Here is a 14,892-nt window from a genome sequence, read left to right on the forward strand (position 1 = left end):
ACATTTTTAATGGCTAATGCCATTTTGATTAACAATAGAGATGGGGACAGCGTTAAAAGGTTCAATCTTTTAACGAAAAAAATTGCCGCACCATCTCACTTTGGGCGGCTATTTTAAAACAAAATCTTGGTCTAGTGGGCTTTTTTCGTCACAAACATCGCATCGCCATAGCTAAAGAAGCGATATTTTTGCGTGATAGCATGTTGATACGCCGCCATAACATGATCAAAACCAGCAAAAGCACTAACTAACATGATCAAAGTTGATTCAGGTAGATGAAAATTTGTCACCATAGCATCGACCACTTGGAATTCATAACCTGGGTAAATAAAGATATCGGTATCGCCGCTAAAAGCTTTGAGCTCGCCAAGGCTTGCGCGTGCCGCACTTTCTAAAGAGCGCACTGACGTCGTCCCTACGGCCACCACACGTTTACCCGCAGCTTTGGTTTGCGCGATTAAATCAACCACATCCTGCGGCACATTCGCCCACTCGGAATGCATCTTGTGTTCAAGAATAGTATCGACACGCACTGGCTGAAATGTTCCCGCGCCCACATGCAAGGTCACAAACGCGACATTCACGCCCTTGGCTTTTAATGCATCGAGCATGGCATCGTCAAAATGCAAACCCGCCGTTGGCGCGGCAACTGCACCAGGGTTTTGGTTATACACAGTTTGATAGCGCTCTTTGTCGGCATCTTCATCGGGTCTATCGATATAAGGAGGCAAAGGCATGTGCCCTACTGCTTCAAGCACTTCTAAGATGGTTAACTCTGATAACAACTCAAGTTCAAACAAGGTATCGTGGCGGGCGACCATCTTCATTTGATAGCCACCGTCGAGATGGATTAACGAATCCACTTTCGGGGATTTAGAGCTGCGAACATGGGCGAGGATGCACTTATCATCGAGCATACGCTCAACTAAAATTTCTAACTTGCCACCACTGGCCTTTTGACCAAACATGCGCGCGGGGATCACTCGGGTATTGTTGAACACCATTAAATCACCGGGATTAATCATCCCCAGCAAATCGGTAAACTGTTTGTCGCCTAACGCGCCAGAGTTGCCGTCTAAGGTTAACAGACGGGATGCATTACGCTGCGCCATAGGATAACGAGCGATCAGCTCATCGGGGAGATCGAAAGAAAAGTCTGCAACGCGCATATTGGCCTCTAGATAGCTTAGAACGGCGGCTAGTCTATGGTTAGAGGCCAATAAGATCAAGATTACTTATTGCCAGTGTCCACTTCTTGCTCGGGTTCCACTGGATTGATGCCATCTTGGGGCTGATTATCATCGGCATCGAATTTTAGCCGCGAGCGACTAAAGTCATCCATGCTGAAACGGTGTTGTTCAAAGGGGATTTCTATTAGCACTTTTTTGCGCTTCTGCTGCTCGTCTTTACCAAGCATTTTGGTGAACCAGTTCCACATCATCCATGATCCTAAAAAAGGTTATTGATTTTATTTCACTTTCCCTTATCGATTACTATGTCAACGTTGAAGTCAGCCATAATTATTCACGGCGAATCAAATGTTATTATCAATAAAAAGTGAAAAAATACTGCATTTTTAGCTTCGGCGCTTTCCTAAGCGCGCTTGTGCATGATACCGTGAACCGACGTGGTTAACCAAGCACAAATAATGAACTTTCTTACACACTTACATCTCGCCGACATCAGTAAAACCCACCTTGCTGCCAACGTAGCAGGTAACTATATTCAAGCGCCAATTGCGCAAGCCCCAATGGAGTTACGCCAAGCTTTATGGCTAAACCAAGAGATTAATACCCTCTGCGCCAGCCATGAATTGACGATTGAATTAATGGAAGCTTTCCCTGCGCCCTTAAGAAGCATAGCAGCAGAACTCATGGCGGTGAGTTTCGATCACTATTTAGCTTACTATTGGGAAGAATATCACCACCAACCCTTGGATGAATTCAGCAGCAAGGCCTATGACGCGTTAGATGCTTTCGCCACGCAAGGCGTTGATCCATACCATCCAGAGGCATTATGTACACTCTTGCCCACAATGCGCAGCGCCGATTGGCTAGGCAGCTACACCACCGAAAAAGGATTACAACAAGCCTTAGCACAGGTGGCCAAACAGCATCCGCAAGCCGCACTGTTTAAAGATGCCCATAAAGTCGTCAATAAAATGCAGATAGAAATCGAAACCGCGTTCCGCACTTTTTATCCGCAGCTGATGGCTTATACCCGTATTTGGAGCCGTAAGACACCTACAGAATATTTGCCCTCACCCCTCTAAGAATAAGCAAGCATGAGATTATGCTGTGTGCCTGCGTAAATTTTGCTAGTATGGCCGCGCAAAAATGAGGACAAGATGCAGATATTTGATTACCAGCCCCCAGCAGTTCCTTGGCTAGACATACGCTATAAAGATAGAGATCTGATTATAATCAATAAACCTTCGGGATTATTATCTAATCCGGGTCGAGCGGCTCACACCTTCGATTGCGCGTTAACCCGCTTACAAGCCCTTTATCCAGAAACGATTTTAGTGCATAGGCTCGACTGCGCGACCTCGGGCATTATGGTGTTCGCCCGTAATAAAAAAGCGGAGTCGCATTTAAAAACACAGTTTCAAGATAGACAGAGTAAGAAAGTCTATATTGCCGAAGTGATGGGACATGTGCTGCAAGATCAGGGGATTATTGACCTCGCGATAGTGCCAGACACTGAACATCCGCCCTATCAAAAAACGCTACAGGCGGGAGAGACTGGCGGCAAAAGCGCCCTCACTCACTACCGTGTATTAGAGCGCCGAGAAAACAGCACCTTAGTCGAGCTTTCGCCAGAAACAGGCCGCACCCATCAATTGCGTGTGCATATGCTTGCCCTAGGCCATGCGATTTTGGGTGATGAGTTTTATGGTGATGCCGAGGTTATCAAGGCCAAACCGCGTTTATGTTTACATGCACAAAGCTTAAGTTTGACCCATCCCTATTCGGGTAAACCGCTGTTTTTTAGCAGTAAACATCCATTTACTGAATAACTTAAGCCACTCGCTACAATTCCATAAAAGCAAAAGGTCGCGACTTAGCTCTTAGCTATCGTGCGACCTTAGTTATTTACAGATTCGACTGTCGTCGTTTAAGCGACGCGTATACCTTGACCAAAATCGACATCAGCCGCTAATTTTTCTGCTTGGAAATAACAGCCCTGCTCATTACAAAATTGTAATTGCTGCGACGATGTCACGATAAAAAATTCACCAAAGAAATTGCCGCCAACATCTTCCAGCTTATGGCCCTCAGGAGTTTGCGTCATATAGACTTCATCTAAACTATGGCAGCCATCGCTAAACCAAGTTTCTAAAAAATATTTATCGTCTTCTTTATAGAGGGTAATTTTGTCACCCAATAAAGGACGCCCATCTAACCAACGACCTATAATTTCACGATTTTGCATATCTGTCTCCCGCCAATGAAGGCGACGGCGTTTTTCAATCCCAGACATCCTGATATCCTTATGCAATACCCAATCACCTAAAGTGAATGTCAGTTGTGGTAGTACATTAAGCATAGAACCCATTTAACTCTTTACTCCCCACAGCAGCAAATTACTTCAAATCGCCCGTCAAATGTAATTTTTTGGTTAATTTAAATTTGCTAAATGTTTAAAATATAAAAGATAAATACCTTTGACTAATTAATCGGCAGTGTAGCTCAATCTAAAAATAAAAACGCGATCTTTATCACTATTTACTTATCGCTAAAGTAAAGGCAGCTAAAAGACTTATCTAGCGAGCTGAATAAAAACACCGCGCTGTATAGACGTCGATAAAATGAGAACGGCAGCCAAACAGACCAACTGGCAATGTCAGCAAAAGTCCAATAAATCCCCTCTATATTACTAACTGCCCTCATAACATCCTTGCTAACCGTTATGCGTCAAGTTGAAGAGTTTGTATGGCACTTAGTCACAAGCGCCAATATATTTTCCATTGCCAACGAGTTTCGACTTGATTTTCATTGACTCTTCAGAGGTTGTCACTTCAAGCTTAGAAGTGAACGTTTTCCCATTGAAACGCATTTCACCCACTGCTTTAGATGCACCATCAGGGCTAGTGCATGATGTTTCAAACACCATCTTGTTAGCACTGATCCAATTGCTGTTGGTTTGGCATTCTTCGCCTTCATTTTCTTCAGGCTCTAAATCAAGTGCAGAGGCGATGTCATTTATGCATTCAGTTTCCGTGTAATCATGCCTTTTGGCCATGCTCCGCATCATTTTCTCCATTTCAGGAGGTGCGTCTATTTCTACTATTTCGGATTTCCAAGTGGTTTCCCATAAACCCGGTTTGAAGTCATAGTTTTCAGCGTGAAGATGAGTTGATGCCACTATGAGTCCAGTTAACATCACTTTAGTAATTAGGTGGGTCATTTATTATTCCTTTAATTAATGAAAAACAAGTAAGGTTTTAGTGCCTAGCGCCCAAATTTAGCACGCAAAGTCGTGCTGCGGGTTGAGGTCGCAGCCAGCAATTTTGCTGGCTTTAACATTTGTTTTTAGGGGCGACAACCATCTTAATCGTCCGACCCACTATAAACATCTAAACTTAAAACAATTCTACGTTGACCAAGTGCCAGCATGATTTCAGGTGACAAGCTCAAACCATCATTCCAGTTGCCCATAAACAAGCCGCAGAACATGTCAACTTTGTAGCTTTGGTAAAGTTTTTCCCATATCGCTAAGTCACTTGTTAGCTGGGATAAAATTGCTTCAATCTGCGCGTTTAGGTCTTCTGGCTCTCTCTTTTTAGCCTGAAAATGCCAGCTACCCGTTTTGGCAATCCGCACTTTTCCACTGGTTTTGCTGACATCTTCATCACCTTTCTTTTTACTTTTAGTTGCTGTACCACCAAGTAAATTTGATACGTCTTCAGGTATCAAATCATCCCCGAAGATCCGAAGAGTGGCTTGTGAATATTCAAATGCACCCATAAAAGGCCCTAATGCTGAGCTAAAAAGCGCCAATGCAGCGTAGCGTTGGCGTCCATAGAAAAATAAAAACGCACACACTTAACTATCTGTATTAACTAGAAGTTATCAGCTTTCTACCGCTTTTCATATACAAAAATCCATCAGAAAGACACGCATGCGCGTTTTCCAGACCAATTATCCTAAAACGGTAACCTGTAAGTGTTTAATTTTAAATATTTTTAGATTTAGATGTTTGAAATAACACGCACGTGTATTGACAGAAAGCACTCACAAACAAGCAATTTAGATACAATTGTATCTCTTCCAGTTTCTACGACTCTTGTTGAAGAGTTAAGCACAAGGGGGTGTAGCGTTATTTCTACAAATCTAGAACTCAATCCTTTGGTATGAATATGCTCCATATATTGCCCACTTTCGTTTTTTAGTTTGGTTTGATCATATTGATGAACTCGCAACAAAAATAACTCAAGAAATTGTTTTTTTTAAAATTTTTACATAACCCCATAACGTGCGCATTTCATATATCAAATGGACTTATAGGAGCTTGTTACATCTTTTATTGCCAATTTTAATAGGGTTTCTGATATAACCCATAAGTGAATTACCGCACAAATAAGACCAAGTGATATTTCAATATCCCTACAAAACAAAAATAAAGCAGGAAGCACTATGCATAACATTCATCGTCGTCACTTTCTTAAGGCAGCGGGTGCCGCTACCGCCGGACTCGTCACAGCAAATATTGCCCTCAACGCCAACGCCAGTAGTGTCGCCCCTAAACCGCAAGCGGGTAAATCCGTTATCGGACTCATAGTACCCAAAATGGACGTGGTTCGAGTTGGCTTTATCGGTGTTGGCGAGCGTGGCTTTAGCCATGTCGAGCAATTCTGTCATTTAGAAGGCGTTGAACTTAAAGCTATTTGTGATACTCACCCAGCGGTGCTGGACAGAGCCGTGGATCATATCGTTAAACAGAATCGGCCAAAACCGGCTGTCTATACTGGTAATGACCTGAGCTATCACGATCTCTTAAGCCGCGATGATATTGATATTGTGATAATTTCTACTCCATGGGAATGGCACGCACCTATGGCGATAGAGACGATGGAAAGCGGTAAACATGCCTTTGTCGAAGTACCGTTAGCACTCACAGTAGAGGAATGCTGGCAAATTGTGGATACCGCCGAACGCACTCAGAAAAACTGCATGATGATGGAAAACGTTAACTACGGCCGTGAAGAACTTATGGTTCTCAACATGGTACGCCAAGGTGTGTTTGGTGAGTTGCTCCACGGTGAAGCCGCTTATATCCACGAGCTACGTTGGCAGATGAGGGAAATAGACCATAAGACGGGCTCATGGCGGACTTATTGGCATACCAAGCGCAACGGTAACTTGTACCCGACCCACGGTTTAGGGCCAGTTTCCCAGTATATGAACATCAACCGCGGTGATAGATTTGATTATCTAACCTCGATGAGTTCGCCCGCTCTTGGCCGTGCGCTCTATGCTAAACGTGAATTCCCCGCCGATCATGAGCGTAATCAGCTCAAGTACATCAATGGGGATATCAATACCAGTCTGATTAAGACCGTTAAGGGCCGGACCATCATGGTGCAGCATGACACGACGAGCCCAAGACCTTACAGTCGCCACAATTTAATCCAAGGGACAAATGGCGTGTTTGCGGGTTTCCCGAATCGTATCGCCGTCGAAAATGGTGGCTTTGGTCAAAGTTACCACGAGTGGGATATGGACATGCAAAAGTGGTATGACAAATATGATCACCCTCTGTGGCAACGCATAGGCAAAGAGGCTGAGATTAACGGCGGCCACGGCGGCATGGATTTTGTGATGTTATGGCGCATGATTTATTGCCTGCGCAATGGCGAGGCCTTAGATCAGGATGTGTACGATGGCGCGTCTTGGTCGGTGGTGAATATCTTAAGTGAACATTCACTCAATGACCGCAGTAATTCAGTCACCTTCCCAGATTTTACCCGCGGCGCATGGCAAACGGCCAAACCCTTAGGGATTGTCGGCGCTTAAGCAGCGGCTTTCGCTAAACTCATCATTTTGATCGGTTCACCATAAGGATAAGTGCCTCTGCCTTATCCTTTTTCTTTTCTTTTCTTTTCTTTTCTTAAATGAAGCTTAGAGATACCCACACCATCAATAGCAATAAGGAACAAGCAATTAGGGGCAACAAACTCATGATAAGAAACCACCTATAAACACTAATAGTAGCCAATTTCTTTGATTTTCAAAGAAAAATCACCACTCTGCTGGGCACCAATAACTAGCCCTAGACTACTGACTTGGCTTAAATCTATTGCCACTCGGGAAATCGGTTTACCCCGACATTGGGGCAAGAAGTCACTAAAGGGAATTTCTATCCGCTGCCAATTCAAAACTCTAGCGCCACTCACACCAAACGTTTGATGGCTTGGCGCGGGCATAGGCGCTTGATAAACCGTGCTTTGGGGTGTGTCGACATCCTTTAGATTCACTTTATAATCTTTAGGTCGGTCGCCATCGAGTTCGACATAGATCCCAGTAAATCCACTGACATCTATAGGGCTAAACTCACAACGCACTGAAGCAAACCCGCCGCCATTTGCCAGCGACACATGGCCACTAAACTCACCATAGCCTAAAGGTGACACCGTCATCTTACTGCGGGACAAACCGCCCATCACAGTGTCATTTATTCCATACCAAGGCTTTGCGGCATCTAGCACTTTAAAATCAAAAAAGATCATAACGACTCCCATAAAAAAAGCAGCCACCTAAGTGACTGCTTCCATAATACTTTTCAATACAAATAACAGCACTCGTTAACTCAGTTTAGCTTTATTCTCAGCGGCTTCACAAGCAGCAGCGGTAAAGATAACGTCAGTAGAGCTGTTCAATGCGGTTTCGGCAGCATCTTGAACCACACCAATAATAAAGCCGACAGCGACTACTTGCATGGCGACATCATTAGAAATACCAAACAAGCTACAAGCCAGTGGGATCAACAGTAATGAACCACCCGCTACACCCGAGGCGCCGCAAGCCGAAATAGCGGCTACAACGCTCAATAACAATGCGGTGAGTAAATCGACTTGAATGCCTAAGGTATGCGCCGCAGCTAAGGTCAATACCGTAATAGTGATCGCCGCGCCGCCCATATTGATGGTGGCACCTAAGGGAATAGAGACTGAATAAGTGTCTTCATGCAGATTTAATTTTTCACACAGCGCCATATTCACCGGAATATTCGCCGCACTCGAGCGGGTAAAAAATGCCGTCACGCCACTTTCACGCAAACAACGAAATACCAACGGATAGGGATTGCGTTTAATCTTCACGTAAACAATTAAAGGATTAACGATTAAGGCAATAATGGCCATCGCACCTAATAACACTGCCAATAACTGCGCATAACCCGCAATTGCGGCAAAACCGGTTTCAGCAAACGTCGCAGCAACTAAACCAAAGATACCAATAGGTGCTAAACGAATAATGAAATGCACCATTTGCGAAATGCCGTGGCTCATGTCGGCAAATACTTGCTTAGTCGAATCGCTAGCATGATGTAAGGCTAAACCTAAACCCACACCCCAAGCAAGAATACCAATATAGTTGCCCGTCATTAACGCATTCACTGGATTATCAACCAATTTAAATAATAAGGTATTGATCACTTCACCAATACCTTGTGGAGGAGTTGTACCTTCCACACCAGCAACCAAAACTAAAGTCGTGGGGAAAATAGAGCTTAAAATCACAGCAGTTAACGCCGCGGCAAAGGTACCCAATAAATACAGGATCACAATTGGGCGCATATTGGTTTGCGTATTTTTCTTTTGATTGGCAATCGACGATGCTACTAAGATAAATACCAGTATTGGAGCAATCGCTTTTAATGCTCCAACGAATAAACTGCCTAAGAAGGCGATATCTTTTGCGCTATCGGGTGAAAAACTCGCTAACACCACACCAGCGATAATCCCTAATAAGATTTGTAATACGAGACTGCCATTAGCCAACTTAGCTAATAATGATGATTCTTGTTTCATGGTTTAACCTGTCGTTATTATATTTCGGTTGAGATCCCCAACGCGCACCTTCGGAAATGAGGCCAATAAGGTTTTTATAGGATGTGACTAGACTTGTCTAGTTTTGCGGGGAAATAAGCTAACTAAATTACCCTTGTCCCGCAAAAAGCATACAAAAAACTAACAAGCGCCTTATTGGCGCTGCTTCATGGCTAAATCGGCACCACGCAACATGGCATCAATCAACTCGTGGGCATCGAACTTAGTCAGCGCTTCATTTGCCCCCACTTGGTGGGCCTGACTCACGCTTATTTCGCTGGATAAAGACGTGTGTAAAATGATGTAGGCCTTGGCAGTCAGTGGATTATCACGCACCTCAAATGCCAGTTCGTAACCATCTAGTCCCGGCATCTCGATATCACTCACCAGAATATCTATGGGATGATGCTCTAGTGCCGCTTGTTCCATCATGACTAAGGCTTCTTTACCGTCGGCGGTCACTCGATAAGGGATGTTGATCATATCAAGGGCATCGGATAACTGCTTACGTGCCACCTTAGAATCATCCACTAACAGGATATTCATGGGTTTGAGTTTCTCACGCTGCACATCGGTCAAGATTGCCCGATTTGCCTGTGGGTTATTCGGGAAAATTTTCGACAGCAATAACTCAACATCGAGCAATTGTACTAACTGGTCCTCAAAACGAGTCACGCCAGTCAAGTAAGCATTCTTGCCCAAATTGGCAGAAGGTGCCTCAATATCGCGCCAATTACATTCGATAATCTTATCGATACCACGCACTAAAAAGCCAATGATCATCCGCTGACAGTCAGTGATGATGATGTAGCATTTTTCCCGCTCTTCAGGGGCTATCGGCCGATAACCAATCGCAGCCGCCATATCTATGATAGGAATAGTATGGCCACGAATCGTTGAAGCACCAAGAATCGTCGGATGAGATTGGGGAATTTTGCTTAGCTGTGTGTACGGCACCAGCTCACGCACTTTCAACGTGCCTAAGGCAAACACTTGAGTCTGTGATAACCGAAACAGTAGTAATCCCTGTGACTGACTTGCCTTACTTTTCATAATTAGATAAATAACTCACTAAAAACAACCTTCGGATAGCTTAACCTTAACACAGTAAAATTTTGATGACTAAGGTCAAACGAATGAAACTATTATTACCTATTTATTAATAGGTTCGACGCCAATCGCCGACAAATGCTTAGTCTTGTAATGCATACAAGACATCAAAGGCAAATTGATCCCAACCTTCGGCAGTAAAAGCGATATCGCGAATATTACGAACTTGGCTCACCGCATGTAATGGCGCAGCACCATTGACCATCAAGTAATAGGCCATGATGAGACTGGTGCGATCCTTGCCCGAGCGACAATGGATCACGACAGGCAGCTCATCGGCTTCACATTGCTGAATAAAGGCGAGTGCCTTGGGCAACTGAGCGACACAAATCGCCACATCCCCATCTTGGGGCGGCACATTGCGCGAAAAGGGAATACATTCATAACGTAAATCAAGCTGCTTAAACGCACTCGGCTCGCAGCCTTCGCCCCCATTGACCGACAGAATGGCACCAATACCAGCCTCCTTGAGCGCTTGTAAATCCCAAGGATCTTTATTAGGGCCACTGCGCCCTGCGACTTTACCTTCAACTAACCAGAATAAGTGTTGCATAAACCTTACCTACGACAAGTGAGATGACAAGGAACGCCAGAGATAAGCTAAGAATAGCTTGTTTCCAACGACTTAAGATTTTTTACCCCAAAATTCAGCATTGGCAGGCGGTAACTGTTTACGTTTTTTTTTACCCATACCTTCAGGCTTGGCGACAGGTTTAGCTTGTTCTAACAGTTCGGCTGGCATTTCATCATCGGCTTCAAAACCGACAATTTGCTCACGCACTAACTTAAGTTTGTTCTTTTTCTCTATCACGCCAAAGTGGTGATAATCCTCATGGGAAATCAAGGTCACGGCTAAGCCTGCTTCACCGGCGCGGCCACTACGGCCAATACGATGCATATAATCTGCAGGGCTCCTTGGTAAATCAAAGTTGATCACCACAGGCAGTTTATCGATATCGATACCACGGGCGGCAATATCGGTCGCAATTAACACACTGATCTCGCCATTTTTAAAGCCATCGAGCACCCGCATACGCGCACCTTGGGCTTTATCGCCATGGAATACTTCGGCAGTGATCCCACGTTTAGACAGCTTTTGCGCTAAGTGATTACAGGTATTTTTGGCACTCACGAAGATCAACGCCTGTGACCACTGATGTTCTTTAATCAGATGCGCCAATAATGCGGTTTTCATCGGACGATTAACTGTAATCACCCGTTGATGAATCGTGCTTTCTTGCTCACTTTGCAATTGATATTCAAGTGGATTATTAAGCAGTTTTGCCGTTAACTCACGGACTTCTTCAGGGAATGTCGCAGAGAATAATAAGGTTTGTTTCTTGACGGGCAAAGCGTCGAGCACTTGAGCTAATTCTTCAGTAAAACCAAGGCTTAACATGCGGTCAGCTTCATCGAGCACTAAGGCGCTGACACGATTGAGTTTGATGGCATTACTGGACAACAGATCTAACAAACGACCCGGCGTTGCTACGAGTACGTCGGCGCCAGAGCGTAGACTCTGCATTTGCGCATTCACCGACACACCGCCAAACGCAGCGACAATTTTTAGCTTGCCATTAAGATGTGAGGCATAGGATAAAAAGCTGTCAGCGACTTGTTGTGCTAATTCACGGGTTGGGACTAAGACCAAACAACGAACATAAGCGCCTGTCTTATCCTCTGTTTTTGCGTCAACAAGTTGTTGCAACAGCGGCACGGCAAAGGCTGCCGTTTTACCCGAGCCCGTATTAGCACCGGCTAACACATCGCGCCCCGCAAGCACAGCGGGAATCGTCGCCGCCTGTACTGATGTAGGCGAAACATACGCTAATTCGGTTAATCGATTTAGCAAGGGTGCAATAATGCCGAGTTGGGCAAAGCTTGCCGCAGAGGAAGAAGCCTGAGTCATAGAAAGTTTAACTGCTCACCAATATCTTAATAGGCGGCTATTCTAGCTTAAATATCGAGGCAATGCTTGGCAGTTTCCAGCGTTAATAACTGCTGTTTCATCGCAAGCCCATAGGCGTAACCCGTTAACTTGCCATTTTTGCCTATCACTCTATGGCAAGGCACGATAATCGCAATGGGATTGGCACCATTGGCAGCGCCCACGGCGCGCACCGCCTTAGGCCGACCAATTTGCTCGGCAATCTGCCCATAGCTGCAGCTCTGACCATAATCGACATTGAGCAAAGCTTGCCAAACTTCACGCTGAAATTCAGTGCCATTGGGCGCGAGCTTTAAATCAAATTCAACGCGCTCACCCGCAAAGTAATCCGCAAGCTGCGCCTGAGTTTCACGAATATGCGCCTTAGCTTGATTGAGGGCATCCTCACTCACCTTAGCAAGCGCAATCTCAGTGCGATCCGAGCCGACAACCGTTAAATGACTCAGCCCATAGGCATTGGCATTTAACTGCAATATTCCGGCAGGACTCATAAAAGTATCTACGGCACAAGGCTGATACGCAGCAATACTCGGCGCTTGGCTCAATTGACGAATCGCATGTTTCATAATCTGTCTCTTTGTTTGCTCTAAATTTGGTTCTAAATTGGCTCTTAACTTAACGCTAAATCATCTTTTTAAACTAGCAGTTAAATGTGAGGCGGCTTGATGGTTATTGATGCCAAAGCTGAAAAGTTAAATAACTGCCCCAAGGCGCGATTTCTTGACTCAGCTGCTGACACAGCTTCGGGTAGTTGACTGTACCCACAGCGGCTTCATCCAGCCTATGGGTCTTGCCATACAAGGCCAGCAAATGCTTTTTAACAATCAAATCGGTATCCAAAAACACATTGGGATCGCCCAAACCGCGGAGCTTAGCATACGCGATTGTCCAAGGACCTATGCCCTTAACGCTGAGCCAATCATCGACACTCGCCTCAGGATGATCGCAGATAAACGCCGCGAGCGCATTGAGGGCTAATTTACGAGCGCCGGGCATTTTTAGCTCTGTTAGACTCGCCTCACGAATGGCCTCGGGTGTAGGAAATAAACGATACTCGCAACCATTGAGACTAAAGCGCTCGCCATAGGCTTCAACCAATTGATTAAGTAGCTTAGTCGCCTGCACTACCGTCACTTGCTGGCCTAAAATCGCACGGCAGGCCGCCTCAAATAAGGAGCCTGCACCGGGAATGCGTAATCCCGAAAACGGTGTTAATCCTAAACTTGGTAGCGCACTTAAGCCTTGTTCAATCAGCAGCATATCCGCATCGAGGTCTAACATGCGCCGCACTTCAGTGACTAGCAATTGCAGCTCATCGACAGGGGAATCTTCGGTCAACATTATCGCGAGTTTGAAGCGATTTAGCTTAGGCTCATGGATAATGTGCACTGTGCCGCGCATCTTACCTAGGGCAAAACAGCGACCATATTCGAGCCCATTATCGCCAGCTTTGGCCTCATCGACCACGGACGCCTCATCGCCAACGACATTGCTCGCTTGTGGATGACTCATTTGCGGCGTGAACCATTCCATCCCTGTTACCGCACGTAAGCGATAAAACGCCAGCTGTGATGCCCAATCCAATGGCGGCCGATAATACTGATACAAGGTTAATCCATAGTGCGGCACAAATTCACCCATAGTATCAATCTCACCTAATCCTGTTGATGGCTCAATCATGGACTCCTTTGCGACTTTAGTTAATGCACTTTTTCTTAACTGGGTCGGCGTCAATTGCAAGGTTTGCTTAAACGCCTCATTGAAACGGCGAATACTATTGAAACCCGCCGCCATCGCGACTTGAGTGATAGGTAATTGGGTTTGGTGCAATAATTGTTTAGCAAATAGTAATTGCCGATATAAGGCATATTGTTTTGGCGAAGTGCCAAAGCCTTCGGTAAAGAGCTTATTGAGATAACGACTGCTGATCCCTAATCGGTCAGCCAATTGTGTTACTGTCGAAGCTGGCTCTCCCGATGATTTTCCCGCTAAGGCGCCCGCTTCGATTAAGCTAATGGCCCTCGCTAACGTTGTGCCAGTCCCCTTCCAAGGATTCGATCCCGGCGCACTGTCGGGCCGACAACGTAAACATGGGCGTAATCCCGCCTGCGCGGCTTTAATGGCCGAATCAAAATAACGCACATTTTGCTCTTTTGGTGCCACAGCAGGACACACAGTTCGGCAATAAATGCCCGTCGTTAATACGCCCACAAAAAACTTACCATCAAACCTCGGATCGCGGCTCATCCTCGCTTCACGGCAAATGGACGCAGAAAGTTGCCCCGAACTGGACTCCAGCGAATGCACCAAATCTATTTCATCACGCTTATTTGCACTCTCAGACGCTCTATCTGTACTCATTTTTCATCACGCCCAACAATATTCGCTCACAATTAATTTCTTGTTCATTACTTTACGTAAAACTAGCATATAGCACTAGCGGAAAACGGAACTCAATCATTTCAATGCTTTTAGGGCATGAAATCTTATATACCCAAGCGACCTGAAGATACGAGTTTCAGAGCGCCTAGGGTGCTTCAATTCAAGGCGTATCAATGACAGAATGTCGGCCACCTTTTGAATTGATGCAACACGGAAGTGAAGTGCCCTAGGCGCTCCGTCCCGGCGGGTTTTAACGCACTTTATGCTGTGTTGGTTATTTTGAACTTAGTCCACTAGGTCTGCAAATAACCGCCTTGCCTAAAGTGCGTTAAATTCCCGCTGAATCCTGCATCTTCAGGTTGTTTGGGTATATGCTAGAGCCGACTATTTTTTATCTCAC

At 45.2% G+C, this 14,892-nt stretch carries 15 protein-coding genes; 3 read left to right on the forward strand and 12 right to left on the reverse strand.

The annotated features are described in order from the left end of the window. Nucleotides 1-131: 131 nt before the first annotated feature. Together queA and L5L97_RS07590 are read right to left on the reverse strand one after the other, a co-directional pair. On the reverse strand, nucleotides 132-1,169 hold the full coding sequence (queA, locus tag L5L97_RS07585) for a tRNA preQ1(34) S-adenosylmethionine ribosyltransferase-isomerase QueA (protein WP_168824289.1): 1,038 nt from the start codon (nucleotides 1,167-1,169) through the stop codon (nucleotides 132-134). 62 nt (nucleotides 1,170-1,231) lie between these two features. Next, the gene (locus L5L97_RS07590) at nucleotides 1,232-1,441 is read right to left on the reverse strand and encodes a hypothetical protein (protein WP_105252070.1); all 210 of its coding nucleotides are present in this window, start codon (nucleotides 1,439-1,441) and stop codon (nucleotides 1,232-1,234) included. A gap of 207 nt (nucleotides 1,442-1,648) precedes the next feature. Between L5L97_RS07590 and L5L97_RS07595 the strand changes: the two genes are divergently transcribed. After that, entirely contained in the window at nucleotides 1,649-2,272 is a 624-nt protein-coding gene (locus tag L5L97_RS07595) for an acyl carrier protein phosphodiesterase (protein WP_263177475.1), read from the forward strand. A gap of 75 nt (nucleotides 2,273-2,347) precedes the next feature. Then, nucleotides 2,348-3,019, forward strand: coding sequence for an RluA family pseudouridine synthase (locus tag L5L97_RS07600; RefSeq protein WP_028761077.1), 672 nt, complete (start codon nucleotides 2,348-2,350; stop codon nucleotides 3,017-3,019). A gap of 98 nt (nucleotides 3,020-3,117) precedes the next feature. Here the strand turns inward: L5L97_RS07600 and L5L97_RS07605 are convergent, their stop codons facing one another. The 3 genes from L5L97_RS07605 to L5L97_RS07615 all read right to left on the reverse strand — a co-directional run bounded on the left by L5L97_RS07605 (nucleotide 3,118) and on the right by L5L97_RS07615 (nucleotide 5,048). Then, nucleotides 3,118-3,558: a hypothetical protein gene (locus L5L97_RS07605; protein ID WP_131523165.1), complete on the reverse strand. Its 441-nt coding sequence runs from the start codon at nucleotides 3,556-3,558 to the stop codon at nucleotides 3,118-3,120. 384 nt (nucleotides 3,559-3,942) lie between these two features. After that, nucleotides 3,943-4,410, reverse strand: coding sequence for a DUF3617 domain-containing protein (locus L5L97_RS07610; RefSeq protein WP_263181577.1), 468 nt, complete (start codon nucleotides 4,408-4,410; stop codon nucleotides 3,943-3,945). Nucleotides 4,411-4,553: 143 nt separating this feature from the next. Further along, on the reverse strand, nucleotides 4,554-5,048 hold the full coding sequence (locus L5L97_RS07615; RefSeq protein WP_263181578.1) for a DUF4279 domain-containing protein: 495 nt from the start codon (nucleotides 5,046-5,048) through the stop codon (nucleotides 4,554-4,556). 591 nt (nucleotides 5,049-5,639) lie between these two features. Here L5L97_RS07615 and L5L97_RS07620 point away from each other — a divergent pair. Then, the gene (locus tag L5L97_RS07620; RefSeq protein WP_263181579.1) at nucleotides 5,640-7,019 is read left to right on the forward strand and encodes a Gfo/Idh/MocA family oxidoreductase; all 1,380 of its coding nucleotides are present in this window, start codon (nucleotides 5,640-5,642) and stop codon (nucleotides 7,017-7,019) included. A 188-nt stretch (nucleotides 7,020-7,207) separates the two neighbouring features. Here L5L97_RS07620 and L5L97_RS07625 read toward each other — a convergent pair whose 3' ends face one another. The 7 genes from L5L97_RS07625 to L5L97_RS07655 form a co-directional block, all read right to left on the reverse strand. Beyond that, nucleotides 7,208-7,732, reverse strand: coding sequence for a CIA30 family protein (locus L5L97_RS07625; RefSeq protein WP_263181580.1), 525 nt, complete (start codon nucleotides 7,730-7,732; stop codon nucleotides 7,208-7,210). Nucleotides 7,733-7,807: 75 nt separating this feature from the next. After that, nucleotides 7,808-9,034 carry a serine/threonine transporter SstT gene (gene sstT, locus L5L97_RS07630; protein WP_212601602.1) on the reverse strand — a complete coding sequence of 409 codons (1,227 nt, stop codon included), beginning with the start codon at nucleotides 9,032-9,034 and terminating at the stop codon, nucleotides 7,808-7,810. A gap of 171 nt (nucleotides 9,035-9,205) precedes the next feature. Beyond that, a complete protein-coding gene (locus L5L97_RS07635; protein WP_028761082.1) occupies nucleotides 9,206-10,105 on the reverse strand; it encodes a chemotaxis protein CheV in 900 nt (299 codons plus the stop codon). Between the two features lie 139 nt (nucleotides 10,106-10,244). Beyond that, nucleotides 10,245-10,715 carry a dual specificity protein phosphatase family protein gene (locus L5L97_RS07640; RefSeq protein ID WP_028761083.1) on the reverse strand — a complete coding sequence of 157 codons (471 nt, stop codon included), beginning with the start codon at nucleotides 10,713-10,715 and terminating at the stop codon, nucleotides 10,245-10,247. Nucleotides 10,716-10,787: 72 nt separating this feature from the next. After that, complete coding sequence (locus L5L97_RS07645) at nucleotides 10,788-12,071, reverse strand: DEAD/DEAH box helicase (RefSeq protein WP_212601601.1); 1,284 nt, start codon at nucleotides 12,069-12,071, stop codon at nucleotides 10,788-10,790. A gap of 47 nt (nucleotides 12,072-12,118) precedes the next feature. Further along, nucleotides 12,119-12,676, reverse strand: coding sequence for a methylated-DNA--[protein]-cysteine S-methyltransferase (locus tag L5L97_RS07650; RefSeq protein WP_263181582.1), 558 nt, complete (start codon nucleotides 12,674-12,676; stop codon nucleotides 12,119-12,121). A gap of 103 nt (nucleotides 12,677-12,779) precedes the next feature. Further along, the gene (locus L5L97_RS07655; protein WP_263181583.1) at nucleotides 12,780-14,471 is read right to left on the reverse strand and encodes a DNA-3-methyladenine glycosylase 2 family protein; all 1,692 of its coding nucleotides are present in this window, start codon (nucleotides 14,469-14,471) and stop codon (nucleotides 12,780-12,782) included. Nucleotides 14,472-14,892 lie beyond the last annotated feature (421 nt).

Origin of the sequence: Shewanella sp. SM71 (assembly GCF_025653905.1) — a bacterium.
GTDB classification, from domain to species: domain Bacteria; phylum Pseudomonadota; class Gammaproteobacteria; order Enterobacterales; family Shewanellaceae; genus Shewanella; species Shewanella oncorhynchi.

Coding starts and splice junctions, on each gene's coding strand:
- queA (WP_168824289.1), bottom strand. CDS start 1,169: ATGCGCGTTGCAGACTTTTCTTTCGATCTCCCCGATGAGCTGATCGCT.
- L5L97_RS07590 (WP_105252070.1), bottom strand. CDS start 1,441: ATGATGTGGAACTGGTTCACCAAAATGCTTGGTAAAGACGAGCAGCAG.
- L5L97_RS07595 (WP_263177475.1), top strand. CDS start 1,649: ATGAACTTTCTTACACACTTACATCTCGCCGACATCAGTAAAACCCAC.
- L5L97_RS07600 (WP_028761077.1), top strand. CDS start 2,348: ATGCAGATATTTGATTACCAGCCCCCAGCAGTTCCTTGGCTAGACATA.
- L5L97_RS07605 (WP_131523165.1), bottom strand. CDS start 3,558: ATGGGTTCTATGCTTAATGTACTACCACAACTGACATTCACTTTAGGT.
- L5L97_RS07610 (WP_263181577.1), bottom strand. CDS start 4,410: ATGACCCACCTAATTACTAAAGTGATGTTAACTGGACTCATAGTGGCA.
- L5L97_RS07620 (WP_263181579.1), top strand. CDS start 5,640: ATGCATAACATTCATCGTCGTCACTTTCTTAAGGCAGCGGGTGCCGCT.
- L5L97_RS07625 (WP_263181580.1), bottom strand. CDS start 7,732: ATGATCTTTTTTGATTTTAAAGTGCTAGATGCCGCAAAGCCTTGGTAT.
- sstT (WP_212601602.1), bottom strand. CDS start 9,034: ATGAAACAAGAATCATCATTATTAGCTAAGTTGGCTAATGGCAGTCTC.
- L5L97_RS07635 (WP_028761082.1), bottom strand. CDS start 10,105: ATGAAAAGTAAGGCAAGTCAGTCACAGGGATTACTACTGTTTCGGTTA.
- L5L97_RS07640 (WP_028761083.1), bottom strand. CDS start 10,715: ATGCAACACTTATTCTGGTTAGTTGAAGGTAAAGTCGCAGGGCGCAGT.
- L5L97_RS07645 (WP_212601601.1), bottom strand. CDS start 12,071: ATGACTCAGGCTTCTTCCTCTGCGGCAAGCTTTGCCCAACTCGGCATT.
- L5L97_RS07650 (WP_263181582.1), bottom strand. CDS start 12,676: ATGAAACATGCGATTCGTCAATTGAGCCAAGCGCCGAGTATTGCTGCG.
- L5L97_RS07655 (WP_263181583.1), bottom strand. CDS start 14,471: ATGAGTACAGATAGAGCGTCTGAGAGTGCAAATAAGCGTGATGAAATA.